Origin of the sequence: Paenibacillus urinalis (assembly GCF_028747985.1) — a bacterium.
GTDB lineage: Bacteria > Bacillota > Bacilli > Paenibacillales > Paenibacillaceae > Paenibacillus > Paenibacillus urinalis.
The window spans coordinates 3,916,555-3,940,409 of the sequence record NZ_CP118108.1; the positions used below are offsets into that span (position 1 = coordinate 3,916,555).

The 23,855-nt window shown below is 46.2% G+C and carries 23 protein-coding genes; 7 read left to right on the forward strand and 16 right to left on the reverse strand.

Annotation, left to right across the window (positions count from 1 at the left end; genetic code table 11):
• Positions 1–131 precede the first annotated feature (131 nt).
• Positions 132–3,215 (forward strand): transglycosylase domain-containing protein, encoded by a 3,084-nt coding sequence (locus tag PUW25_RS18110; protein ID WP_047910931.1) that lies wholly within the window; start codon positions 132–134, stop codon positions 3,213–3,215.
• Positions 3,216–3,327: 112 nt separating this feature from the next.
• On the opposite strand, the gene acsA is transcribed toward PUW25_RS18110, so the two are convergent.
• Positions 3,328–5,052, reverse strand: a complete 1,725-nt coding sequence (gene acsA, locus PUW25_RS18115; RefSeq protein WP_047910930.1) for an acetate--CoA ligase — start codon at positions 5,050–5,052, stop codon at positions 3,328–3,330.
• Between the two features lie 287 nt (positions 5,053–5,339).
• Between acsA and PUW25_RS18120 the strand changes: the two genes are divergently transcribed.
• Positions 5,340–5,972, forward strand: a complete 633-nt coding sequence (locus PUW25_RS18120; protein WP_047910929.1) for a GNAT family N-acetyltransferase — start codon at positions 5,340–5,342, stop codon at positions 5,970–5,972.
• Between the two features lie 76 nt (positions 5,973–6,048).
• Here the strand turns inward: PUW25_RS18120 and PUW25_RS18125 are convergent, their stop codons facing one another.
• From PUW25_RS18125 to PUW25_RS18140, 4 genes are all read right to left on the reverse strand, one after another.
• Complete coding sequence (locus PUW25_RS18125; RefSeq protein WP_047910928.1) at positions 6,049–6,744, reverse strand: 5'-methylthioadenosine/adenosylhomocysteine nucleosidase; 696 nt, start codon at positions 6,742–6,744, stop codon at positions 6,049–6,051.
• Positions 6,745–6,860: 116 nt separating this feature from the next.
• Positions 6,861–7,865, reverse strand: a complete 1,005-nt coding sequence (gene ccpA / locus PUW25_RS18130) for a catabolite control protein A (RefSeq protein ID WP_047910927.1) — start codon at positions 7,863–7,865, stop codon at positions 6,861–6,863.
• A gap of 99 nt (positions 7,866–7,964) precedes the next feature.
• Positions 7,965–8,312, reverse strand: coding sequence for a bacillithiol system redox-active protein YtxJ (ytxJ, locus tag PUW25_RS18135; RefSeq protein ID WP_047910926.1), 348 nt, complete (start codon positions 8,310–8,312; stop codon positions 7,965–7,967).
• Positions 8,313–8,439: 127 nt separating this feature from the next.
• Complete coding sequence (locus tag PUW25_RS18140) at positions 8,440–8,883, reverse strand: hypothetical protein (protein WP_047910925.1); 444 nt, start codon at positions 8,881–8,883, stop codon at positions 8,440–8,442.
• A gap of 228 nt (positions 8,884–9,111) precedes the next feature.
• Between PUW25_RS18140 and PUW25_RS18145 the strand changes: the two genes are divergently transcribed.
• Positions 9,112–9,639, forward strand: coding sequence for a type 1 glutamine amidotransferase domain-containing protein (locus tag PUW25_RS18145; RefSeq protein ID WP_047910924.1), 528 nt, complete (start codon positions 9,112–9,114; stop codon positions 9,637–9,639).
• 122 nt (positions 9,640–9,761) lie between these two features.
• On the opposite strand, the gene ptsP is transcribed toward PUW25_RS18145, so the two are convergent.
• From ptsP to aroA, 4 genes are all read right to left on the reverse strand, one after another.
• Positions 9,762–11,504 (reverse strand): phosphoenolpyruvate--protein phosphotransferase, encoded by a 1,743-nt coding sequence (gene ptsP, locus PUW25_RS18150; RefSeq protein ID WP_274337353.1) that lies wholly within the window; start codon positions 11,502–11,504, stop codon positions 9,762–9,764.
• Positions 11,501–13,387 carry a glucose PTS transporter subunit IIA gene (locus tag PUW25_RS18155; RefSeq protein WP_047910922.1) on the reverse strand — a complete coding sequence of 629 codons (1,887 nt, stop codon included), beginning with the start codon at positions 13,385–13,387 and terminating at the stop codon, positions 11,501–11,503. Before PUW25_RS18155 ends, ptsP begins: the two co-directional genes overlap by 4 nt.
• Before the next feature lie 184 nt (positions 13,388–13,571).
• The gene (locus tag PUW25_RS18160; RefSeq protein WP_205052605.1) at positions 13,572–13,997 is read right to left on the reverse strand and encodes a CoA-binding protein; all 426 of its coding nucleotides are present in this window, start codon (positions 13,995–13,997) and stop codon (positions 13,572–13,574) included.
• Between the two features lie 100 nt (positions 13,998–14,097).
• Positions 14,098–15,387, reverse strand: a complete 1,290-nt coding sequence (gene aroA / locus PUW25_RS18165) for a 3-phosphoshikimate 1-carboxyvinyltransferase (protein WP_205052604.1) — start codon at positions 15,385–15,387, stop codon at positions 14,098–14,100.
• A 151-nt stretch (positions 15,388–15,538) separates the two neighbouring features.
• Here aroA and PUW25_RS18170 point away from each other — a divergent pair, with 151 nt between their 5' ends.
• A complete protein-coding gene (locus PUW25_RS18170) occupies positions 15,539–15,847 on the forward strand; it encodes a rhodanese-like domain-containing protein (RefSeq protein ID WP_047910919.1) in 309 nt (102 codons plus the stop codon).
• Between the two features lie 77 nt (positions 15,848–15,924).
• On the opposite strand, the gene PUW25_RS18175 is transcribed toward PUW25_RS18170, so the two are convergent.
• Positions 15,925–16,437 carry a shikimate kinase gene (locus PUW25_RS18175; RefSeq protein ID WP_274337354.1) on the reverse strand — a complete coding sequence of 171 codons (513 nt, stop codon included), beginning with the start codon at positions 16,435–16,437 and terminating at the stop codon, positions 15,925–15,927.
• A 151-nt stretch (positions 16,438–16,588) separates the two neighbouring features.
• On the opposite strand from PUW25_RS18175, the gene PUW25_RS18180 reads away from it, so the two are divergent.
• Complete coding sequence (locus PUW25_RS18180; protein ID WP_205052603.1) at positions 16,589–16,915, forward strand: hypothetical protein; 327 nt, start codon at positions 16,589–16,591, stop codon at positions 16,913–16,915.
• Between the two features lie 54 nt (positions 16,916–16,969).
• Here PUW25_RS18180 and gndA read toward each other — a convergent pair whose 3' ends face one another.
• Both gndA and PUW25_RS18190 read right to left on the reverse strand, forming a co-directional pair.
• Positions 16,970–18,382, reverse strand: a complete 1,413-nt coding sequence (gene gndA, locus PUW25_RS18185) for an NADP-dependent phosphogluconate dehydrogenase (protein ID WP_205052602.1) — start codon at positions 18,380–18,382, stop codon at positions 16,970–16,972.
• Between the two features lie 249 nt (positions 18,383–18,631).
• The gene (locus tag PUW25_RS18190; RefSeq protein ID WP_047910917.1) at positions 18,632–19,231 is read right to left on the reverse strand and encodes a hypothetical protein; all 600 of its coding nucleotides are present in this window, start codon (positions 19,229–19,231) and stop codon (positions 18,632–18,634) included.
• 325 nt (positions 19,232–19,556) lie between these two features.
• On the opposite strand from PUW25_RS18190, the gene PUW25_RS18195 reads away from it, so the two are divergent.
• Together PUW25_RS18195 and PUW25_RS18200 are read left to right on the forward strand one after the other, a co-directional pair.
• A complete protein-coding gene (locus PUW25_RS18195; protein WP_047910916.1) occupies positions 19,557–20,189 on the forward strand; it encodes a YktB family protein in 633 nt (210 codons plus the stop codon).
• A 128-nt stretch (positions 20,190–20,317) separates the two neighbouring features.
• Positions 20,318–21,793 (forward strand): aminotransferase class I/II-fold pyridoxal phosphate-dependent enzyme, encoded by a 1,476-nt coding sequence (locus tag PUW25_RS18200; RefSeq protein WP_047910915.1) that lies wholly within the window; start codon positions 20,318–20,320, stop codon positions 21,791–21,793.
• A gap of 76 nt (positions 21,794–21,869) precedes the next feature.
• Here PUW25_RS18200 and PUW25_RS18205 read toward each other — a convergent pair whose 3' ends face one another.
• The 4 genes from PUW25_RS18205 to PUW25_RS18220 all read right to left on the reverse strand — a co-directional run bounded on the left by PUW25_RS18205 (position 21,870) and on the right by PUW25_RS18220 (position 23,818).
• Positions 21,870–22,172: a DUF1292 domain-containing protein gene (locus tag PUW25_RS18205; protein WP_047910914.1), complete on the reverse strand. Its 303-nt coding sequence runs from the start codon at positions 22,170–22,172 to the stop codon at positions 21,870–21,872.
• Positions 22,173–22,298: 126 nt separating this feature from the next.
• Positions 22,299–22,856, reverse strand: a complete 558-nt coding sequence (locus PUW25_RS18210; protein WP_047910913.1) for a stalk domain-containing protein — start codon at positions 22,854–22,856, stop codon at positions 22,299–22,301.
• Positions 22,857–23,042: 186 nt separating this feature from the next.
• Positions 23,043–23,237: a hypothetical protein gene (locus PUW25_RS18215; protein ID WP_047910912.1), complete on the reverse strand. Its 195-nt coding sequence runs from the start codon at positions 23,235–23,237 to the stop codon at positions 23,043–23,045.
• 341 nt (positions 23,238–23,578) lie between these two features.
• Positions 23,579–23,818, reverse strand: coding sequence for a DUF3892 domain-containing protein (locus tag PUW25_RS18220; RefSeq protein WP_047910910.1), 240 nt, complete (start codon positions 23,816–23,818; stop codon positions 23,579–23,581).
• Positions 23,819–23,855: the final 37 nt, after the last annotated feature.

A 23,855-nucleotide genomic window follows, 5' to 3' on the forward strand; every position in this document is an offset into this window, starting at 1 on the left:
TCAAGTTTTGACTTTATATATAACATATTCCGAGAAGGGATGTCAATTTCCGACCCTTGCCACCATTTGCGGGGGTTCAAAAGAGTGATTTTATGCTATAATAATGCCTGTTAAAAGGAGGAAGACATTTGATGGTTGATGATAAGGATAAAAAACCTGATGAGCAGCCTTCCCGCAAAAGAAAATTCTTAAGCAGGTTGGGTAGTTTTGTAAAATGGATGGTCGTTCTTGCTTTCGTAGGTATCCTGTTTGTCGGCGGTGCACTTACAGGTTACATAGCATCCATTGTTAAAGACGAGCCTGTCCGCTCCAGAGCTGCAATCGAACAAGCGGTGAGTGAGAATGCACTAACGGGTTTTGCTTATTTTGCAGACGGTTCAGCAATCGGTCAACTTAGGACAGAAGAAGACCGGCGTATTGTGGAACTGGAGGACATTCCTCAAATCGTGCTTGATGCAGTGACTTCTATCGAGGATGATACTTTTTATGAACATAAAGGCGTAGACATAACAGGTACTCTTAGAGCTGTCAAGGAGAGGGTGCTTAACGAGCCTGTACAAACAGGCGGGAGCACATTAACTCAGCAGCTGGCAAGACGGGTCTTCCTGAGTCTGGACAAGACGGAAGATCGGAAAGTGAAGGAAATTTTACTATCCTTGCGTTTAGAACGGTTTTTGACCAAGGATGAAATCATTACAGCTTATTTAAATAAGGTTCCTTTCGGGAATGGCTCCAGCGGATACAACGTATACGGGATCAAAGCTGCAGCCAAAGGTATTTTTAATGTGAACGATCTAAATGATCTGAACATTGCACAGGCTGCCTATTTGGCGGGTCTGCCTCAGCTTCCTTCCGCCTACTCCGCTTTTAACGGTAAAGGTGAGTTCAATGAGGACAATTTCGACAATGCCATTGAGCGTCAGGAGCGTGTGCTCGGACGTATGCTTGCTTTGGGCAAGATAACACAGGATGAACATGATGAGGCATTAGCGTTTGATCTGAAGTCATCGCTTGCACCAAGAGTGGCCAAGGCATACAATACGTATCCTTACCTTATGCTTGAAACCGAAAGACAGGCTGCCAAGGTGCTCATAGATGTGCTCTATCCTGAAGGAGAAGCTCCGGATAAATCGGACAGTGAGCTGACAGAGGAAGCGCTGCAGAAGCTTCGTACCGGCGGATATCGCGTCTATACGACAATTAATAAAAATGTCTATAAGACGATGCGTGCCATCGCCGAGGATGATAGCAACTTCTCAGCGTATAACGAGAGCAAAGGCTTAGAGCAGACGGCTGCCATGATGATTGATCACAAGACCGGAAAAATTCTCGGCATGATCGAAGGCCGCGATTTTAATACTGAGAATTTGAACTTTGCCACGCAGATGGTGAGACAGCCGGGTTCAGCCATGAAGCCGATTGCCGCATTTCTTCCGGCGCTTGAAGAAGGAATTATACAACCAGCCTCCATTCTTGATGATTCGCCGATCATTTTGAAGGATGGTCAGAAGGGCTATCATATTCCGAAGAACTCAAACGGAAATTATAATGGGCTTGTGACAGCAAGATACGCGTTGAACCAATCTCTTAACATTCCAGCCCTCAAAATCTTTAATGAAGAGCTGGGTCTTCAGAAGGCTTGGGATTTCGCGAAGAGTTTAGGTATCACTACCTTGACGGATGTAGATTATACGAATGCAACTACCGGTGTACTCGGAGGTCTCACTTACGGTGTATCCGTAGAAGAGCTGACGAATGCATATGGTGCAATTGCGAACAATGGTGTCTTTAATGATGCCTACATGATTGAGAAAATTGTTGATTCACAAGGGAACATCGTATACTCCCATGAAGCAGCACCGAAGGAAGTTTTCTCTAAGGAAACAGCTTATTTGATGACAGACATGTTAAGCACGGTTATTTCGGACGGTACAGGTAAGCTCGTCAGAGACAATTTCAATAAGTATGGTGAAATTGAAATTGCCGGCAAGACAGGAACGACGCAGAACTATGCAGATGTATGGTTCCAAGGATATACACCGGATGTGACTCTCGGCGTATGGGTGGGCTATAACAACAAGGAGACTCTATCCACACTCGCTAAAGGTGCTGAAAGAGAACGGGCCCGCAGACTCTGGGCTAAAATATTAAACGAAGTCAACGAGGCTGAGCCTGACCTGTTCCCTACCAAGACCTTTACGAAGCCTGAGAATATTACAACCAAGACGGTATCCGCATACAGCGGTAAGCTCCCGACTTCACTTACCGACAAATTCGTAACGGATATCTTCAACACGAAATATGTACCGACCGAAAGCGACGATGCGGTCGCTAAATCGAAGTACATTACTTACAACGGTGTGAATTATATTCCTAGAGACGAGACACCTTCAGATATGCTGAAGGAGCAAACCGTCGTGAAGCGTGAACGTCCAATCTCTGAGCTGATTAAGCAGCTCCAGGAAGCATTTAAAGTTATGGCTGAGCATGAGCCATTATCTTACTACTTGCCGGACGATGCCGATGAAGACATGCCTAAGGAGGTTGACCCTCGTAAGGACGATGGAGCGAATCCAGATGCTCCTGGTAATGTCAGAATGACGGTGAACAACGGAAATGCAGTCATCACCTTTAATCCAAGCGCAGCTGGCGATGTCGTCGGATACAGACTATATCGGAGCATGAACGGTGGTCCGTTCCAGAATCAGGGTAAAGTTGTGCTTGCAGGCAATCCGACTTCATTTAGCAGCTATGCCGGCAGCAGCGTACAGTTCTACATCGTTGCCGTCGATGTGGCTGGCAGAGAATCAGCACCTAGTGCAATTGTCAGCAGCGGCGGTCAGGCTCCTCCTCCAGTGGAAGAGACACCTGACACTCCTATTGAGGTTCCAGGTACGGTCGTCGATCCAGATGCGAACCCGGACGGTGACACTGGAGCGAACAGCAATACCGATGCGTCAGGTGCGCCTGCAGCCCCTAGCGGCGTTTCAGCCCAGATTACAGAGCAAGGCATTGTTATCACTTGGGCGGAACAGGAAGGCGTAACAGGATTCAATGTTTACTATAGTGAAACGGGGCAGGAGCCTTTCCAGCATGTTGGAACTGCTGGTTTCACGGCATTCACTTACAATAATGCGGAAGCCAAGGGTGCATTCAGAGTAACCGCGGTTAACGCGGCTGGAGAATCCAGTCCGTCAGCACCAGTAAGTCCTTAAACATTGGCTATAGAAGTAAAAAAAGCTAACGTAAGTCTTAAACTTACGTTAGCTTTTTTGTTATATATTCGAGTTTTTTGATTAAGTCATAATATTAACACGGACGATCATCCTAATCTTCAATCGTGGACAAATCGCCAGCAGGTAAATCAAGCTCCCACGCTTTAAGCACTCTTCGCATAATCTTCCCTGATCGAGTCTTCGGTAATTTATCCTTAAACTCTATTTCGCGAGGTGCTGCATGAGCCGATAAGCCCTCTTTTACAAAACGGTAAATATCGTCCTTCAATTCCTGTGTAGGTTCATAGCCTTCTCGTAAGGAGACAAAGGCCTTAATAATCTCACCTCGAACGAGATCCGGTTTACCAATTACGCCCGCTTCTGCAACTGCTGGATGCTCTACGAGCTTGCTCTCTACTTCAAAAGGACCGATTCGTTCGCCAGAAGAGTTGATGACATCGTCAATTCTGCCTTGGAACCAAAAATACCCGTCCTCATCCATATAAGCTGAATCCCCGGATACATACCAGCCAGGAATACGAAAATATTCGTCGTATTTGGGCTGATTGTTCCACACCTGTCTCATCATGGAAGGCCACGGTGTCTTAATTGCCAGATTACCCATGGAATACGGAGGAAGCTCCTCCCCTTGATCATTAATAATTGCAGCCTCAATACCCGGGAGCGGTTTACCCATTGAGCCCGGCTTAATCACCATACCTGGATAGTTACAGATAAGCTGAGCTCCGGTCTCCGTCATCCACCAGGTATCATGAATGCGCTGATTGTAGGCTTTGGTTCCCCATCTGACCACCTCAGGATTCAAAGGCTCGCCTACGGAGAGTACATGACGCAGAGTAGACAAATCAAATTGCTTAATGACCTCATCCCCTGCACTCATCAGCATTCGAAATGCTGTAGGAGCACTGTACCACACCGTAACTTTATTATTGACAATCGTTTGATACCAATCCTGTGGACTGAATCTGCCGCCTCTGATCACGTTCGTGACTCCATTCAACCAAGGCGCAAAAATACCATAAGACGTACCCGTCACCCATCCAGGATCCGCGGTACACCAATAAATATCATCCTCTCGTAAATCCAGGACGACCTTCCCTGTATAGTAATGCTGAATCATTGCGTTGTGAACGTGATAGACCCCTTTGGGCTTGCCAGTCGATCCGGAGGTATAGTGCAGAATCATACCGTCTTCCAGACTAAGCCACTCCAGCTCCAGCTCATCTGAAGCCGCTGCCATCTCTGCATCGTAGTCAATAAAGCCCTCTTGCTCCTGTGCTCCGCCGCCCACGACGAAAATATGCTTCAGCTGAGGCAGTTCGTCACGATTGATACGCGGCAGCAGCTGCGGAACGGTGATCAGTGCTACCGCTTCACTATCAAGCAGACGATCCTTCACTGCCGTTTCCATGAAGGCTTCAAATAACGGACCCACTATAGCTCCGACCTTCAATGTACCTAGCAGACTCAAGTACAGCTCAGGGCTTCTTGGCATAAAAATAAAGACCCGATCACCTTTGGATATTCCGTACTTACGGAGTACATTACCAAATCGATTAGAGCCTTCACTAAGATCCAGGAAGCTGTACGCTTCCTCTCTGACCGCATCACTGTAGAGGAGCGCTGTACGTGCCCCATTACCTTCGTCCACATGACGATCAATCGCTTCATATGCCATATTTACTTTGCCTGTTTCATACCACGTAAAGTGCTTCTTCACTTCTTCCCAGCTAAATTGCTCACGAGCCTGTGTGTAATCTCCCAGATTACTACGCTCTACGACAGTCGCGATAAATTCATTTTGATCATGACTCATTGCCTTCAGAGCCTCCTCAGTTACATTTTCACAATGTACAGGTTAGTTAGCGCTTACAAATTTGTGATGACCTGAATCAAATTCATAACTCACTTTCATGCAAAATTTGATTCAACTTACCGACGTATCCGAGTTACTGCGGCTATTGCTAGAAATGTGAAAACTTTATGTCTGGAATATTATAGCATAGTTTGAGATTGTGTTAATATTTCCTTTTCATTTTTTTGGTTATTTGTTATAAGTAGAGAGAACACGCTATGACACTCCAGAAGGAGCACTGATGAACAATGAACCATACCAAACATCACCACGCTCACTCACTTGTTAAGAACAGCAGGGAAATTGTTGTTGAAGGCCCTGTTCCTGCTGCATTGCTGCAGGATCTAGTCATGCATCCGGATCTTGATGCGTTCCGAAGACCTCATGAGCAGCAAGAGGCTCTCATTCAAATATCTGAGCTTCCGGAAGGAAGAATTATCATTGCCAGAGAACAAGACACGATTATCGGGTATGTGACTTTTCATTATCCTGATGAGATGGAGCGTTGGTCTGAAGGGAATATGAAGGATTTGATTGAGCTGGGAGCGATTGAGGTTGCAAATGATTACCGCTCTTACGGGATCGGCCGCGCACTCATTCAGCACGCTTTTGAACATGAACAAATGGAGGAATATATCGTCTTTACGACGGAATATTACTGGCATTGGGATTTGAAAGGAAGCGGACTATCCGTATGGGACTACCGTAAAATGATGGAGCGATTAATGAAGACGGTGGATATGGTCTGGTACGCTACGGATGACCCTGAAATTTGTGCACATCCAGCCAATTGTCTCATGGTGAGAATCGGCAGCAAGGTCCCCCTTGCCTCCAAAGAACAATTCGATCACGTACGGTTTAAACAACGCTATATGTACTAAATAAGACAGGAGCCTGGTCCCGGTGACACCCGGGCTGCTTCCTGTCTTTTATCGGTTAATCATCTGAGCTGCCTGCTTACATATTTGCCAGCATGTGTTCTACGATCCGATGGGATTTCTGAGCGGATTCCACTGTAAATTCAGCAAAATTCACATGGGCTGAGCCATCTGCCTTATCCGACATGGCACGCAAAATAACATAAGGAATTTTATTCATGAAGCTGACCTGTGCGACTGCAGCCCCCTCCATCTCGGCACACGCTCCTTCGAACTCATCCCGCAGACTGCTCACGACCTCTTTGCTTGCAATAAACTGATCACCAGACAGCACAATCCCGCTAATATATCTCGCTGACAACTCCTCACATGCTTCTGCCGCCCGTTTGATCAATTCGGCATCCGCCGGAAAAGCCGACGTTTCCTGGTAAGGAATTTCACCCCGCTTGTAGCCTAGAGGGGTAACATCTATATCGTGATGGATACATGCCGTCGAGATGACGATATCTCCAATCTCCAAATCCGGGTGTACAGCACCAGCTACCCCTGTAAAAATAATATGAGACACGCTGAATTTCTCAATCAAAATTTGAGTCGTTACAGCCGCATTCACTTTTCCTACCCCTGATTTGCATACGACCACATGCTTGCCATAGACATCTCCTTCGGTATACGTTATGCCTGCAAAATCGGTGCGTACGATATTCTCCATATCCGACAGCAACAGCTCAATCTCTTCATCCATCGCTCCAATGAGTCCAATTGTTTGTGCCATAACTTCATATTCATCTCCTTTGGCTCGGCTTGGTTTATGAATCAGCACATCCTTTGTTCAGCAAAAAAGCTCCGCAAAAACGGAGCTTTCTACCAGTTAACCTATACGGTTGCTAATTACACATGACTAACTGACAAACGCAGAATCGTTTCGTGCGGCAAAATAACACGCGGATTCTCCACGTTCTCTTTTTTCATCAGCTTGGTGAGCAGACGCATCGCTACCGCGCCAAGATCATACATCGGCTGAGCTACAGTCGTCAGCTGTGGACGAACCATAGAAGCCATTCGAATATTATCGACACTGATGATCGAGAAGTCGTCTGGAACTTTGAGCCCCTCATCCTGAATGCTGTGGATCGCACCAATCGCCATCTCATCGGTTGCACTGAATATTGCGGTTGGTTTTTTCTTCAATCCAAGGAAGTACTTCATTGCTTCCACACCAGACTCATAACGATAGTTGCCGATGCGTACCAAATCTTCCTGGTACTCGATCCCGGCTGTTTCAAGCGCACGCTTGTAGCCCTGGAATCTTGCATAACCATTCGCTGGGTCTTGGAGTGTCCCGCTAATCATCGCAATTTCACGGTGACCATGGCGTACCAGTGTGCTTACCGCATCAAAAGCGGCTGCTTCGTGATCGATATCGACGGAAGGGAACGTTCCTTTCTCGTCACTCGTCGCACAAAGAACAATCGGCACTGCCGCTGTTTGAAAAGCTTGAATATGCTCATCGGTCACTGTACCGCCCATGAACAGAAGCCCGTCCACTTGTTTTTCCAGAAGGGTGTTAATAACACGAATTTCCTTTTCCTTCTTCTTATCGGCGTTACATAGGATGATGTTATAATGGTACATATTCGCGATATCTTCAATTCCCCGAGCAATTTCGGCAAAAATCGAATTCGAGATATCCGGAATAACGACTCCGACCGTTGTCGTCTTCTTACTAGCAAGCCCCCTTGCTACTGCATTCGGACGATACCCGAGTCTTTCTATGGCTTCATATACTTTTTTACGCGTTTGTGGCTTAACGTTAGGGTTGTTGTTCACAACCCGCGAAACCGTTGCCATAGATACTCCGGCTTCACGTGCTACGTCGTAAATGGTTACCGTCACATTCCTTCTCTCCATTTGCAATAAATTTTCATTCCCATTTTCATGTTAAAAATTATGATACGACATATTATTGCGACTTGCAATAAACATAAACAGGCTTTAAGTCGAGCTCAAAACCGAACTAAGGTCTCTTGAAGTGATTCCGGAGTGGGAAGTATGCCAGACTGGATGCCCATTCTTCACCAGAATCGTCTGTGGAGACTCATGCCGAACTCCCAAACGCTCTGCTGCGGCTGTAGATACGGCCCGGTCCTCAATGACCAATACAATGGAGTAATTAATCTGTTCATTAGGTGCGGCTTCCAGGTAGGCTTGTACCTCTTCATATGCATGTGCACTGATGGGACAACGAGTACTATGTTTAAATAGCAGAAGCGGAGTCTCTGAAGACTGTGTAACTGCTTCTTCAAGCTGTTCTATACTAGTCAGTCTTGTCATCGTTTTCATTGCCTATACATCCCCCTTTGTCACTTCCGTTTTTCGTTTTCATTCTTTTCAGAAAAACTTACACTCCCAATATATTAACAAAAAACGAGTCGAAAAGCCAATTTTCATAAGATTTGGTACTGTATCATCAGCCTGCCTCTGAAAAATGCTCCTCCCACCGAAATTGAGAGAGCTGTTCAAGTCTTCGCTCCACATCATTCATCCAATGTTCATCGCCGGCACTCAGCGCATACTGATACAAATCTAATAGCAGGTTGATCCTCTCCTGCTTGGCTTGTTCAATCTCTTTGCCCATGGCATCAATGTCGATATCAGGATGATGCTCTAATAGTTCTGTAATCAGCTTGGCAACTTCATTCGAATCTGCAAAGGAAACGGAGGCATATTCACTTCCGGGAGTTAAGCTGCCGATCAGCTGAACCAAATCGGGTTTAACAGGCTTAAGGACTTCATAAGTTGAACATGTCATGCAGGAAAATACGGGGACATCTCTAATCTCTACTCTCTTAGCATAGATTACGCTTCGGAGCTCCAAGTTCATTGTCAATTTACATTTGCACCATCTGCGCATAACCCTAACCCCACCTATCTGTTCCAATCTCAATATTCAAGTTTTTTCGACTTCATCTCATCTTTTTTACTACTTTACTTCGACTAATGTAGCATAAATCCTTCCCTATGAGGGATGTACTATTTTCCATAGCGTAACTATTTCTCTTAGCCTACAGCGAATTTGGATTCACGTGTCATTTCAGTTACAATGGCACTGTATACGGTTAGGAAGGAGTGTTACAAATACATGAGATTAGCAGGTAAAAAAGTCATTGCACTGGTGGATGAAGAGTTTGAAGATTTGGAATTATGGTACCCTGTTCATCGGGTGCGTGAAGAAGGCGCCGAGGTTCATCTTGCCGGAGAAGTAAAAGACAAGACCTATGTAGGCAAGTACGGTGTCCCGGCCAAGGCTGAATACAGTTTCGACGAGCTGAATAGTCAAGACTACGACGGTATACTCGTTCCCGGCGGCTGGGCACCGGATAAGCTGCGGAGATATCCTAAGGTCATAGAGCTTATTCAGGAAATGCATCGGGATCACAAGATCATTGGTCAGATCTGTCATGCCGGCTGGGTATTGATCTCTGCCAAGATATTGCAGGGTGTGACGGTCACTTCAACACCAGGAATCCGTGATGATATGGAGAATGCAGGTGCGATCTGGAAGGACGAGCCTGTGGTCATTGATGGAAACATTGTTTCCGCTCGCAGACCACCTGACTTGCCGCCATACGGCAAAGCCTTCTGTGATCTGCTCGCAGATGAATCCTGATATTTATATGAATGACAAAGAGGATGAATTCAGGCAGCCCGCCTCGGTTCATCCTCTTTTTGGTACAGATTAATGCTTATTTATATTGCATTGTCATGTATTACAGAAGCTTGTCTGTCAAATTAAGACAATGAAGTGCTTTGTGTCGAATTCCGTTTATACTTCTCCAGCTCTGCCTCAATTTCTTTACCGGTCGACATGGTTAGACAAGATTTCGCCACGGTTACAGCCTTCGCTGCTTCCGTATTCAGCACACGGTGCTTCACTCTCAGTAGAGATTGAGGAGACATGCTCAAATTGTGAATGCCCAGCGCCAGCCAGATCGGAACCGCCCTTTCATCACCGGCCAGTTCTCCACAGACACTGACACTAATTCCTGCTGCATGCGCAGCCTCTGCCGTCATACGTAGAAGTCTTAATACAGAAGGGTGGAACGGTTGATATAAGTGGGCAATTTGTTCATTCATGCGATCAACAGCCAGAACATACTGTACAAGATCATTAGTTCCAATGCTGAAGAAATCCACCTCTCTGGCCAGCAGATCGGCGATAACTACGGCAGCCGGCACTTCAATCATAATCCCTACTTCAATGTTGGGGTCATAAGAGATTCCTCGCTCCGACAGGCTTGCCTTTACTTCATTCAAGATCTGATTCGCTTCCCTAATCTCATCGAGTGATGAAATCATTGGATACATGATCTTCACTTTGCCATGTACGCTTGCCCGCAAAATAGCCGTCAGCTGCGTCTTGAACAGATCCTTGAGCTCCAGGCTGATTCGGATCGCCCGGTATCCAAGGAAAGGATTGTCTTCCTCGGGAAGAGGGAAATAATCAAGCTGTTTATCCCCGCCAATATCCAGTGTACGTATAACTACAGCATTCCCGCCTGTCTTCTCCACTACATGCCGGTATACTTCATATTGCTCCTCTTCACTAGGGAATGAATGACGATCCATATATAAGAACTCCGTACGGAATAGGCCGACCCCCTTAGCCCCGGATCGAAGCGACATGTCCAGCTCTTTGACAGAGCTGATGTTGGCGGCCAGATTCAGCTGTGTTCCGTCCTTGGTGACAGCATCCACCTCCGCCAGAACTTGAAGCTGCTCCTTCTTCCGCAGCTGCTGATCACGGATTTCCGTATATTTCTCGATAATAAGTGGATCCGGATTAACATACACTATTCCTTCATCGCCATTAATAACGAGAACATCCCCTGTTTGAACCGGAAGATTAACACTATTCTCAAGGCCTGATACCATGGGGATTCCGAGAGCTCTAGCCATAATTGCGGAATGCGAGGTCTTGCCGCCGATCAGCGTCACGATACCAAGCACATAATTGGGATTCAAGTGCGCCAATTGGGATGGAGACAGCTCGTTCGCTACCAGAATATAGGGCTGTGTATCCAGAGGAAGTGTAATCTCTGGAGCACCCAATAAATGCTTCAAGAGACGGTTTCCTACATCCTTGATGTCCAGTGCCCGTTCCTTCATATATTCATCATCCAAGAGGTCAAACATCGTGACAAAGTGGTCAATCGCTTCCTTTACAGCGACCTCGGCCGCTTTATATTGGCGTTCAATAATCCCCTGAATCTCATTCATGAACACCGGGTCTTCTAATATGGCCAAGTGAGCATCAAAAATGCTCGATTCCTCGGGACCCACCACTTCATTGAATTCCTGCTTAATATGCTGAATCTCATCACGGGATGTTTTAATCCCCTCGTACAGCCGTTCGAACTCCCGAGCCAGGTCTACAGCGTCCATCTTCTGATCCGGTAAATCCCACTCCCAGCTTGGAAGAACAAATGCTTTGCCGATGGCTACACCAGCCGCTCCTGAGATGCCTTGTATCATGCTTCTACCCCTCCAACGTTCCTATCTTCATATAGTACGACCGACATGACAGATGCCTGGCCTTTTCTAACGTGCTTAAACGGTGCATAACTCCATGACTTCACACGATCCGGGTTGGTAATGACCATCGGAGTAACGAGAGACGGCGCTTCCTTGAGTAAGGCAGCATAGTTAAAGCGAATGAGCAGCTGACCTGGCTCTACCGTATCTCCTTCGCTGACAACAGCTTCAAAATTCCCCTTAAGCTGTGAGGTATCAATGCCGATATGAAGCAGAACCTCAAGTCCCTCCGGGGTTTGAATTCCAATTGCATGCATAGTCGGATATAAATGCATGACCGTCCCGTACACCGGTGACAGCAATTCTCCATTCTCCGGCTCAAAAGCGACACCGTCCCCTACCAGCTTGCCTGCAAATATTTTGTCAGGCACCTCTTCAATGGGGAGCATCTTCCCTTGTACAGGACTGCTAAACAGCACTTGCGGCAAATCACGCTCCAGCAGCTTGGCAATTTCTTCACGAATTAACTCAGAGTAGGTGCCGAAGACGACCTGCACGTTGCCTGCGCCGAGCTTAATAAGACCGGCTGAGCCAAGTGCCTTCATCGCGCTGCTGTCGATAAGACGGTCATTATGCACAGTCAGCCGAAGTCGTGTAATACATGCCTCAACCTGAACAATATTGGCCTTCCCTCCAAGCGCCTCCACAATAAGCGGTGCTTGATATGGTATACTGCCTGCCCAGTCCTCAAGCACAGAGCCTTCCTCGCGTCCCGGGGTCGGGATCTGGAATCTGCGGATGGCCCACCGGAATAAAAAGTAATATACCAGGCCATATATGATCCCGATTGGAATCAATAAGAGTGCATTTTCAGACAAATGGAAATTCAGTATGTAATCAATAACACCTGCCGAATAAGAAAACCCATGTCTTATTTCAAGTACATAGCTGATCCATAAGGCGAGCCCTGACAGAACGGCGTGTACAAAAAACAGATAGGGAGCTGCAAACAAAAAGGCAAACTCGATCTGCTCCGACACCCCTGTTAGAAAACAAACGAGCGCAGAAGTCATGAAGGTCTTATGTATCTTGGGCTTCAAATCTTCCCGTGCTTCCTGAATAATGGCAAATGCAATAGCAGGAATGGCGAACATCATTATCGGGAACAATCCCGACATAAAATAGCCTGCTGAAGGATCCCCGGCAAAAAACCGCGGCAAATCTCCAGTCATAATCTGTCCTTCCGGTGTCTCGTATGACCCCAGCTGAAACCAGAACACATTATTAAGCAGATGATGCAGCCCGAATGCGACAAGCACCCGATAGAGAATACCGTACAAGAACAGCCCGAAACCGCCGAGGCTGTATTCCATGGAAGCAATCAAATCCAACAGCTGCTGCAATAGAGGAGCTAAGCCGAGCATAATGCAGGAGAACAAGGCGGAGAACAATCCCACAATCAGTAGAACAAATCGGGATCCACCAAAAAACTGCAATATTTCCGGTAGTTTGATGCTTTTGAAACGGTTATGAGTAAACCCGGCGATTGCGCCGAGTATAATTCCGATCAGAGATGCGGGCTGAACAGCCCCGTTACCGAAATGGCTTACGACTTGGTCATAAATAATCATGCCTGCAAGTGCTGCAAGTCCTGCTTGACCCGCCTGATTGGACAGTCCGAGCGCGACACCGACAGCAAACAGATAAGGTAAAAAATAAAACAGGCTCTGTCCTGCGACGGTAGCTATACCGCTTATACTTTCAAATCCCCATGATTCCCAAGGAAGACTGCCTATGCTTAGCAGAATCGCCGCTGCAGGCAGTACCATCGTCGGAAGCATGACAGCTCTTCCAAGCTGCTGCAAGGAACCGAGCCAATTCATGGCGATCCTCTCCTTTCTATCATTGATGGTAAGCGTTAGGCGTCCTTTTGTCAAAATGAGAATAAACTTGAATCGATTTCATAACCTGCAAGACTCTTTGAATGGATTCAACACTTGAATAATGTATATGAAAAAGGCTGTCCCCACAGTCTTGTTTGTGGTAACAGCCTTATTTCGAATTCACTTATATAGTTCTGGGCTGCAGAATGGAATCCTCTACTTTAATGCAGCGGTCCATAATCACTATCATTCCATGCTCTTCGCCGATCTGCGCTGCTTCTTCGTTAACAATGCCTAATTGCAGCCACAATACCTTGGCCCCGATCTCTGCCGCCTCTCTTGCCACATCCGCACAGTATTCACTGCGGCGGAACACATTGACGATATCGACAGGCTCAGGAACACTCTTCAAATCAGGGTAGCTTTTCTCTCCCAAGATGGTATCCGCTCCAGGATTTACGGGTATGATTCGATAACCTCTGGATTGCATCGCCTGCGACACCATATAAGAGGTGCGGTCCGGTTTGTCAGACAAGCCAACGACCGCGATATTGCCAGCAGAAGCCAAAATTTCTTTGATCTCTTCACGTGAAGGATTAGTAAAAGTCATTTGAGCATTCGCTCCTCTCGTAAAAACAGATTCATTCATTACATTTCTATCGTGAATCAATTTCATAGGTAGCCAAAGGTATTATGAAATTGATTCTATATTATACCCATTCTACGTTAGCGCCAAGCGTCTGCAAATGGTCAAAATAACCCGGATAGGATTTGGCTACATGATGAGCATCCTTAATGCGAATCGGCTGCTTAGCGCGAAGCCCAACAATCGTTAGGGCCATAATAACCCGATGATCATAATGGGCATTGATTTCTACTCCGCCCTCTACACCTTCCGGTCTTCCATGTACAATAATCTCGGCTTGTTTCTCTTCTACCTTCGCTCCGGTTTTGGCCAGCTCAGTCAAATAATCTGTAATCCGGTCACATTCCTTATATCTTAAATTTTCAACATTATAGAAGCGGGATGTTCCTTCTGCAAATACAGCAGCGGCAACCATAGCAAGCACGGCATCGGTTGCAGCATCGCCATCAAACTCCACGGCCTTCAATCTGCCATTGCCCTTGATGGTGACGATATTGTTCTCATGCGTGAGGGGAACCTCCATCATACGAAGCACATCAACAATCGCGCGCTCTCCCTGTTTACTCTCTTCCATTAATCTTGTTACCGTAACCTCAGAATTCGTAACTGCTGCAGCAGCCAGTATGGCGGCCGAACCCGGATAATCTCCCTGCACCGTGTACTCAGCAGGCTTGTACTTTTGTCCGCCAGGCACTGTGAAGTGCATATAATCCTCATCTGCATGAATGGTGATGCCTGCCTGCTCGAGAACCTCCAGCGTCTGTCCAACAACGACCTTGGACTTCAAATCTCCCAGAACTTCAATCGTGCTGTCCTTAGGCAATAGCGGTGTCAGGAACAGTAATGCACTCAAATATTGGGAGCTTACAGAACCTGATACCCGAATGGCTCCGCCTTGAGGCTTCCCTCCGCGAATCGTGATCGGCAGTCTTCCATCCTGGTGCTCCACTTCCACGCCAAGCTGCTCAAGTGCATCAATTAAATCCTGATGCGGACGTTTCCCTAGTGATTCGGGGTATGTATTCACAAAATGAATTTCTTCACCAAGTGCTGCGATACCCATAAGGAACCTCAGAACTGCCCCTGCGTTGCCTACATTAAGCTCAGAAACCTGCCTTGGGGAGGCACCAAAGCCAGTGATCGTTATTTTCTCCTCATCCTCAATCAGCTCAGCCCCCAGCTCCTGTATACAGCGGCGCATCGCATCACTGTCCTCACTGTGAGCCGGATAGTAAATCGTGCTGGTTCCTTCTGCAAGCGCACCTACCAGCAAATAGCGGGTCGTATAGTTTTTGGAGGAAAGTGCATTAATCTCTCCGGCGAGTGAAGGGGTGTTGTTTACTAGAACGTCCATCGTGTCATAGCTCCTTTTTTATGAAAGAATATATCGAGTGTGGAATCCATCAACAAATTGACATGCTCCATCTGTCTTCGTTATCATTGAATTGTTGTACATTCATGAACTTGCCTATCGTTAAATTATATAGAAGAGAGGTTTCTACCTTATGAACCAAGTACCTGAAATTACACCTTCCGAGCTGCAAGCCCGGCTTCAATCCGGTGAAGCTCTACAGATGATTGATGTCCGTGAAGACGAAGAGGTCGCAGCCGGCATGATCTCCGGAGCTAAGCATATTCCTCTCGGTCAGATTCCGGACCGACTCTCTGAGATTGAGAATACGGGCGAAATTATCTTCATCTGCCGCAGCGGCTATCGCAGTGAAAGAGCCTGTGAGTATTTGGCTCAGCAAGGCTATAATGGCTGCACTAACCTGGTCGGCGGAATGATTGCCTGGAACGAACAAGAAGGCTAATCAACGAAGGGGCAGGCATTCATGCCTGTCCTTTTTTTTACTTATCATACAACAACAGACCTTAAAAGCACAACAGCTTAAACGCGGTGATGCACTAAAATATAATGAACAACCTCTTCCGGTTCCATCTCTGATGTATCCACTGTTAGATCTGCAAAAGAATACTTCGACTCGCGCTCCTGCATGATCTGATGTACACGCTCTTCCACATTTCCTGCTAATAACGGACGATCACGATTGGCAGAAACCCGTCTTATAATCGCTTCTGCGCTCGCAGTAAGAGCAACCACCCACCCTGCCTTCTTCATTGCGTCACAATTGAGCGGCTTCAGCACGGAACCACCGCCTGTGGAGATAATCTGTGAAGATTCGTCAAGAACGCGTAGCAATACGCTTGTTTCTACCTCACGAAAATACGCTTCTCCCTTTTGTTCAAACAGCACCGGGATCGGGCATTCTTCCTGTGCCTCTATTTCTGCATCAATATCAACAAGCTTATACCCCAGCCTATCCGCCAACAGACTAGATACTGTTGTTTTACCTGTACCCATCATCCCGATAAGGACGATATTTTTATTACTCCTGCTCAAAGACCTTTGCCACCCCTTTAATAGAACTATCAGTCGCTATTTTTCATTTAAACATATCACAGATAAAATCATCCGCCAAGAAGTCATAAAAGGACATCCTATCACGTACTCATGATAGTAATGAGTTGTCTATAGCATACCTGTAGGGAGTGTGAACACCATCCAAATTACAACAAGCCTCGAAGTAGCTGTCAAAAAGCCCTCGCCCAGCCGAATCGCTCGGATTTTCCAGACAGGTCATGTCATCTGTAGAGATGATGTGCTGTTCGTGCTTCATTATGTACAACAAAAAGTGGCTTCGGAGGATCCACTTCTCGTAGATCTTCCAAAGCCACGTCTTATCCAGAGCTTCCAGTATTTCAGTGAAGCTTCCCTGCTGCTGCTGGATGAGCATGCTTCCCATCACTGCACACAGGAGAGGTTAAAGAAGTGTCTTAAGGAAGCACTGTTCGGCCTCTATGAAGAACACAGTTCATAACCTATATCACCAAAACCGCTCAGGACTCTTTACCTGATTAATACGGAAGGATTCTTAGTTCCCCATCCAGTTGTAATGGAATGTACCTTCTTTATCCACTCGCTTGAAGGTGTGAGCACCGAAATAGTCACGCTGTGCTTGCAGGAGGTTGGCTGGGAGTCTTTCCGTACGATAGCTGTCATAATAAGACAGGGCGCTTGCAAAACCAGGTACCGGAATACCATTAGCAACAGCTACGGAGATGACTTTACGCCATGCATCCTGATAGGATTCAACCACATTTTTGAAATATGGATCGAGGAGCAGATTCTTCAGCTCGCCATCCTTGTCATAAGCATCTTTAATGTTCTGCAGGAACTGGGAACGAATAATGCAGCCACCGCGGAAGATCATTGCGATATTGCCGTATTTCAGGTTCCAGCCGTACTCGTCAGAAGCAGCACGCATTTGGGCGAAGCCTTGGGCATAGGATACGATTTTACTTGCAAACAGGGCTTTGCGAACATTCTCAATAAACTCCGCTTTGTCGCCTGTGAATGCTTCTGTCTTCGGACCACTCAGCACTTTGCTTGCAGCAATACGCTCTTCCTTCATCGCAGACAGGAAACGGGAGAATACGGATTCTGTAATCATGGACAGAGGCACGCCAAGATCCAGGGCACTTTGGCTTGTCCATTTACCTGTACCTTTTTGACCCGCAGCATCGAGAATCACATCTACCATAGGCTTGCCTGTCTCTTCATCATATTTCGAGAAGATATCTGCTGTAATTTCGATCAGGTAGCTGTCGAGCTCCCCTTTGTTCCACTCGCTGAATATTTCGTGGAATTGTTCAGCGTTCAGTCCAAGCACATCCTTGAGCAGATGGTAAGCTTCACCGATCAGCTGCATATCGCCGTACTCGATACCGTTATGCACCATTTTCACATAATGTCCTGCACCGTCAGGACCGATGTAAGTTGTGCAAGGCTCGCCGTTCACTTGAGCTGCAATCGAAGTCAGAATCGGTTTCACAAGCTCATAAGCACTTTCTTGTCCACCAGGCATAATGGATGGACCTTTCAGAGCGCCCTCTTCACCACCGGAAACCCCTGCACCGATGAAGCGGAAGCCTTTTTCTTCAAGCTCCTTGCTGCGGCGTTGTGTATCAGGGAAGTAAGCATTTCCTCCGTCGATAATAATATCGCCTTGGTCCAGATGCGGAACCAGCTGCTCAATGGTCGCGTCTGTCGCAGGACCAGCTTGTACCATAATCAATATTTTACGAGGAGATTCCAAAGATTGTACGAATTCTTCTATAGAGAACGTTCCTACTAAGTTTTTGCCGTCAGCTTCTTTTAGAAGATCTTGCGTTTTCTCCGGGGAACGATTGAATACAGAAACTGAGAAGCCTTTACTTTCAATATTCAAGGCCAGATTCTTGCCCATAACGGCGAGGCCGATAACACCAATTTGTTGTTTTGCCACTCTATCTCCATCCTTTGCTTCGTTTTTTTTGACTCCACTGTCGATCGCCTTCAAGAGGAAGCATGACGTCTGCAGTCCTTTATCTATGTAATAAAATGAAGGGCGCTTCAACAATACCCCTATTCTATCGTGTTTAGTTTTGGAAGTAAAATGGCGGGGCCTTCAAAACAAGGGTAAAACACCTCTGTTCACGAGGTGTTCATTAAATGCTCAAACTCTCTGCTCTTACCTTATATAGTTGTGGCAGCCTTACCATTCAAGCATCAGCATTCGATCCTGCATTTGATGAAGCTTGGCGCGGCATTTGTCTGCCTTTGTTGTATCACTAGCACCGATGGCCTCATACAGCCGTTCCAGCTCATCGTCAATCTCCATCCGCAGCAGGGTAAGTCTCAATTCCCCCTCCGTCGAGGTGAACATCTCTTCCATTTCCTCGAGCGTTGGCGCCGGTCCCTTCTGATAGATCACCTTCTGCTTGAAGCCTGACACTTCGACGAGCCTAATGACCTCACCGAACAAAATATTTTCTATAACGATAATATGATCCTTGAATCTGCGAACGACAGCATGCCCTCTCGTGTCTCCGATCAATTTCTCCATATATTCTGCAAGCTTTGCATCCTTGATGATATAGTCACCAATCAACTTATAATCACCAGTTCTCATTTGCTGAAATTTCAGTTTTACCAATTTGCGGCCTGTACGTATGGACAAAATAAAGTAATCCTCATCCTCGCTCCAATATAGCGAATACCCTTCCTGAATGAGATCCTTAATGAGCTGTTGGATACGAAGGCGGCTAAACCGGAGCTCTAAATTGCAGTATTCCACTTCATAGCTCTTGTTCATGGCACTTCCTCCTCCATTCTTTTACGATCATGTGATCCGAATCTTACTTATTTAGAAATGAGACTTGCCGCCTTGGTATCCTTGCCATTCTTCGCTCCACCATAAGTCGGCTTACCCTATTTTATACTGACTTCAAGGGAAGCGTACTTAGTCGTTTGACTATTTTTTCACCCGATAATCTTCATCAACTATCCAGCAAATGTACAAACTTCAAGCGAGGGGAAGCGGGTACTCCTGTGTTATAATGAGTCGCGTAATATTGTGTATACTATTATATTGGATAGTGTTTAGGTTCATGCTTACCTAATAAGGAGGATTACTTATAATGTCACAACTCACATATCCCTCATTAAATGAAGCGGATTTTGAAGTATTTGAAGTACCCGGATTGGAGCCGCGCATGGAGCTGCTGATTGAACGGGTTCGGCCGAAGCTTGAGGTCATTGGGGCGGCCTCAGCACCATTCCTCCGCGAACTGTGCGGTGAAGATATGTTTGTCCACGTTGCGAAGCATGCCCGTCGAAAGGTGAATCCACCGAACGATACCTGGGTTGCAATAGCCAACAATAAAAGAGGATATAAGGTATACCCCCATTTCCAAGTTGGAATGTTCGGGACACACGCGTTTGTGATCTTCGCCATCATATATGAGAGCAGCAATAAAGAAGTGTTCGCTGAAGCTTTGTCCCGTCAGTTTGAAGAAGTAGCGCAGAATATACCCAAACATTTCTATTGGTCTACCGACCATATGATCCCGGAAGGAACCCATCACGAAGACATGACGAAGGAAGATTTCCAGCGTATGGCGGAGCGACTCAAAAATGTGAAGAAATCCGAGGTTTTATGCGGACTTCGTATCGACAAGAATGATCCGATCCTCTTGGACGGCCAGAAGTTTGGCAAGACCATAGAAGAGACTTTCACAGCCCTGCTGCCCTTGTACAAAATGTCATTTTAAATCTTAAAAATGCCATAATTTACAAATAAAATGCCAGATCATAAAAAATCCATTTTCATTCCCTTTTCATTTTGCTATACTCATCTAGGTTTGATTATTCTTAATAATGAAAGGTTGTGACAGCATCCATGGATCACCGTCGTACGCCGCTCTTTACAGCACTTAAGAACCACGCGGCTAACAATCCGGTACAGTTTCACATCCCTGGTCACAAAAAAGGACTTGGAACGGACTCAGAGTTTCGCGAATTCATTGGGGATAATGCCCTTTCCATAGATTTGATCAATATCGCGCCACTTGACGATTTGCATCAACCGACTGGAGTAATTAGAGAAGCACAAATGCTGGCTGCCGATGCTTTCGGGGCAGACTATACCTACTTTAGTGTACAGGGGACAAGCAGTGCGATTATGACCATGATCTTGTCCGTATGCGGACCTGGCGAGAAGATTATCGTGCCGCGGAATGTGCATAAATCGGTCATGTCTGCCATCATCTTCTCCGGAGCCAAACCTATCTTTATCTCTCCGGTCAGTGACGAAAATCTCGGTATTGATCACGGAATTACAGTTGGTTCGGTACGCCGCGCACTGGAACGCCATCCTGATGCGAAGGGTGTGCTCGTCATTAATCCAACGTATTTCGGTGTTTGTGCGAATTTGAAGGAGATTGTAGAGCTGGCTCACAGTTACCAAGTGCCCGTTCTTGTGGATGAGGCGCATGGTGTACTGATTCATTTCCATGAGGATCTTCCTATGTCTGCTATGGAAGCTGGTGCAGATCTAGCCTCTACGAGTGTACACAAATTAGGCGGTTCGATGACGCAAAGCTCGGTCCTGAACCTGAATACCAAGAACGGATTCGTTAATCCAGAGCGGGTACAGACGATTATCAGTATGCTGACTACAACTTCTACATCTTATATTTTGTTGTCTTCACTGGATACAGCAAGACGTAATCTTGCACTCCATGGACACAGCATGGCTCAGAAAGCCATTGACCTTGCAGAGTATGCCCGCCGGGCAATTAATGATATCGAAGGGCTGTACTGCTTCGGCGAAGAAATACTGGGCGGAGAAGCAACCTATAGCTACGACCCAACCAAGGTTACCATTCATGTTCGCCATCTGGGGCTCACCGGCTATGATACAGAGAACTGGCTTCGCAAGCATTTCAACATTGAAGTGGAAATGAGTGATATGTACAACATTCTCTGCCTGATCACACCAGGCGATAATGATGACACTGTCAATACACTGCTTAGTGCACTTCAGGAGCTGTCGAACACCTATTATAATGTGAATCAAGCTAATGAGCTTGTCGTCAAGATTCCGGAAATTCCGCAGCTGATGCTGACACCGCGCGAGGCTTTCTATGGTGACACCGAGGTGATTCCATTCAAGGAATCGGAGGGTCGCATTATTGCCGAATTTATTTATGTGTATCCACCAGGTATACCGATTCTGCTTCCGGGTGAGGTCATTTCTCAGGATAATATCGACTACATCGTTGAGCATGTCGAGGTCGGTCTACCTGTTAAGGGACCCGAGGACCGGACGATTCAGAATGTCAAAGTGATCGTCGAAGCAGAGCCTATTTTTTAATACATGCCGCTTTAGCGCAACAGAAAAGACCAGACAACTTGTCTGGTCTTTTCGTCTGTTGAGAAGATGGCGTCGATTACTCGTTCTCGACCATTTCGTTGAAAGCTGCTTCAACGCGGTTCCACTCTTCTTCATCTTCGATTTGATACAGTGCAACTTCTTCGTTCTCTTCTTCAAGACGAAGAATCAATCCGTCCGCTTCAGGGTTATCCCGCTCGAGCAGTACCGCATACTCTTTGCCGTCTACATCAAAAGTTTGCGCCAGGATCATTTCGACCTCTGCACCATTCTCGTCTGTCAGGGTAAGAACAGCCATTTCGTGTTCATGATCGTGGTCATGGTTGCAATGTTCATCGTGAACATGATTGTGATCGCTCATGAGAATACCTCACTTTTATATTTATATTGTAATCATACGATAGGCATTTGTAACATCATACTACGGTCGCACTTGTAATCATACGGACGTATCGTAACACTATTACGGGACAAAATCAATGAAACTCTAATCCAATGCTGTAATCACTTTTTCCGAAACAAGGAAGAACGAATTACTGCCTGACGGTTTCATATAGAACCCTACTTTATAATTCCCGCTTTTTTTAAAATCATAAGTAAAATCATTCGTTCTGAACCAAAAATTATCCTTTGAGCCGCTGCCCAGCTTCTCGGATTGTATATTCTTCACATTTCCGGAGGGGGCGGTAATGGCAACTTTAACCTCGGAAATTTTACCATCCAGACTATCAACCTGACTTAACACGTTAAACTTTAATTTACCTACATTGACATTCCCGAACACCGTCTCACCTTTGAACAAAGTGATGTGCACGTTTGGCTTGGTGATTGTAACCTTGCCATTTCCTGAGTCCCATGAAGCAAGCCCACTAATCTCGCGGACAGGAGCATATGTCGTTCCATTTATAAAATAACCACCACCGCTTACCTCTTGCCCATTAATAATGACACGAATTCGTTCGGTAACTGAGTCAGCAAACAACATGGATCCGCTGCCCAAGAGCGAGAACACAATCGCAAGGGCAAGCGTTCTTTTCCACTTCATAAGCTCTTGTTCCCCTCCAGCAATGAGAATATAGTATGTCTATTTATACTTCATCCTTGAGAACAAGTTGCGGTACGTTTGGAAAATTTTTCAGAAAAAATTACGAAATATGTATTTGTCGACTTCTTCTATGCTCGGTTTACCATGCACCGTTCCTTGAAAGGGCCCGGTGCATGGCATTTGGGCCTAAACTTTAGGCTTGGTCAAGATACAAGGGACGCCCTTCCCTACAGCTCCCGGTTCCCGCATGCGCTCAGCGTATGCCATTCCGCGTTCACACGGTGTTTTACAGACTTCACACACCTCGGACGTCACCAGCTTCATACTTGTCCGCACCTTTTCCTTGCTTGACCCGCCTTTACTGCCCTTCCCCTTTGCCATGGGTGCTTTCCCTTCTTTCGTAGGTGTTTAAGGCATGTTCATCTGCAGCTTCGTGCCTGGTAATGCATTGTATGGGGATTTGCGGAGAAGGTGCATAAGAGAGTGATTTGACGCCCATTTTGGCGCCATTTTTTGGCTCCCTCTCAGGCGCTCCATTTTTTGGCTCCCTCTCTCCGGTTGCTTCGCAAAAGTCGTTCGGGATCCAAAAAATTCCGCTGGAGTGGTAAGGGCCAGACTATGTTCGCGAATAAACATAGTCAATTTTAAAAAGCAAACAAAAAGGGAAGCCCAGCAATTGGGCTTCCCTTTGACAATTCAGATATAACAAACGATCAGGATTTTTATTGAAAGATAGGCAGTTGATCCAAATTATTCGTCGGATCTCCATCGGCATCTCCGCGAATACGAAGGGAGCCATCTTTTGCTTTGAATACATTAACTCCTGCGATGGAGCCGGTTTGAATCTCATTCAACGCTTGATTATAATCAAGCACTCGGCCCGTTGATGTCTTAAATGCGGTTAAATCCCCGTCTCCGTTTTTCTGAACGGCAACAAATTGCTCGCGTGTGTTATTTTCCATAAGAACATACACTCCTTTTTTGCAGCCATAGTTTGTA

What these genes read in the sequence shown, in the direction of transcription:
- ytxJ (WP_047910926.1), bottom strand. Translation starts at nt 8,312, where the DNA reads ATGAAAACGATGACAAGACTGACTAGTATAGAACAGCTTGAAGAAGCA.
- PUW25_RS18110 (WP_047910931.1), top strand. Translation starts at nt 132, where the DNA reads ATGGTTGATGATAAGGATAAAAAACCTGATGAGCAGCCTTCCCGCAAA.
- PUW25_RS18155 (WP_047910922.1), bottom strand. Translation starts at nt 13,387, where the DNA reads ATGAATTGGCTCGGTTCCTTGCAGCAGCTTGGAAGAGCTGTCATGCTT.
- PUW25_RS18120 (WP_047910929.1), top strand. Translation starts at nt 5,340, where the DNA reads ATGAACCATACCAAACATCACCACGCTCACTCACTTGTTAAGAACAGC.
- PUW25_RS18200 (WP_047910915.1), top strand. Translation starts at nt 20,318, where the DNA reads ATGGATCACCGTCGTACGCCGCTCTTTACAGCACTTAAGAACCACGCG.
- PUW25_RS18145 (WP_047910924.1), top strand. Translation starts at nt 9,112, where the DNA reads ATGAGATTAGCAGGTAAAAAAGTCATTGCACTGGTGGATGAAGAGTTT.
- PUW25_RS18170 (WP_047910919.1), top strand. Translation starts at nt 15,539, where the DNA reads ATGAACCAAGTACCTGAAATTACACCTTCCGAGCTGCAAGCCCGGCTT.
- acsA (WP_047910930.1), bottom strand. Translation starts at nt 5,052, where the DNA reads ATGAGTCATGATCAAAATGAATTTATCGCGACTGTCGTAGAGCGTAGT.
- ptsP (WP_274337353.1), bottom strand. Translation starts at nt 11,504, where the DNA reads ATGATACAAGGCATCTCAGGAGCGGCTGGTGTAGCCATCGGCAAAGCA.
- PUW25_RS18190 (WP_047910917.1), bottom strand. Translation starts at nt 19,231, where the DNA reads ATGAACAAGAGCTATGAAGTGGAATACTGCAATTTAGAGCTCCGGTTT.
- PUW25_RS18140 (WP_047910925.1), bottom strand. Translation starts at nt 8,883, where the DNA reads ATGCGCAGATGGTGCAAATGTAAATTGACAATGAACTTGGAGCTCCGA.
- PUW25_RS18205 (WP_047910914.1), bottom strand. Translation starts at nt 22,172, where the DNA reads ATGAGCGATCACAATCATGTTCACGATGAACATTGCAACCATGACCAC.
- PUW25_RS18215 (WP_047910912.1), bottom strand. Translation starts at nt 23,237, where the DNA reads ATGGCAAAGGGGAAGGGCAGTAAAGGCGGGTCAAGCAAGGAAAAGGTG.
- PUW25_RS18220 (WP_047910910.1), bottom strand. Translation starts at nt 23,818, where the DNA reads ATGGAAAATAACACACGCGAGCAATTTGTTGCCGTTCAGAAAAACGGA.
- PUW25_RS18125 (WP_047910928.1), bottom strand. Translation starts at nt 6,744, where the DNA reads ATGGCACAAACAATTGGACTCATTGGAGCGATGGATGAAGAGATTGAG.
- PUW25_RS18210 (WP_047910913.1), bottom strand. Translation starts at nt 22,856, where the DNA reads ATGAAGTGGAAAAGAACGCTTGCCCTTGCGATTGTGTTCTCGCTCTTG.
- PUW25_RS18160 (WP_205052605.1), bottom strand. Translation starts at nt 13,997, where the DNA reads ATGACTTTTACTAATCCTTCACGTGAAGAGATCAAAGAAATTTTGGCT.
- aroA (WP_205052604.1), bottom strand. Translation starts at nt 15,387, where the DNA reads ATGGACGTTCTAGTAAACAACACCCCTTCACTCGCCGGAGAGATTAAT.
- PUW25_RS18195 (WP_047910916.1), top strand. Translation starts at nt 19,557, where the DNA reads ATGTCACAACTCACATATCCCTCATTAAATGAAGCGGATTTTGAAGTA.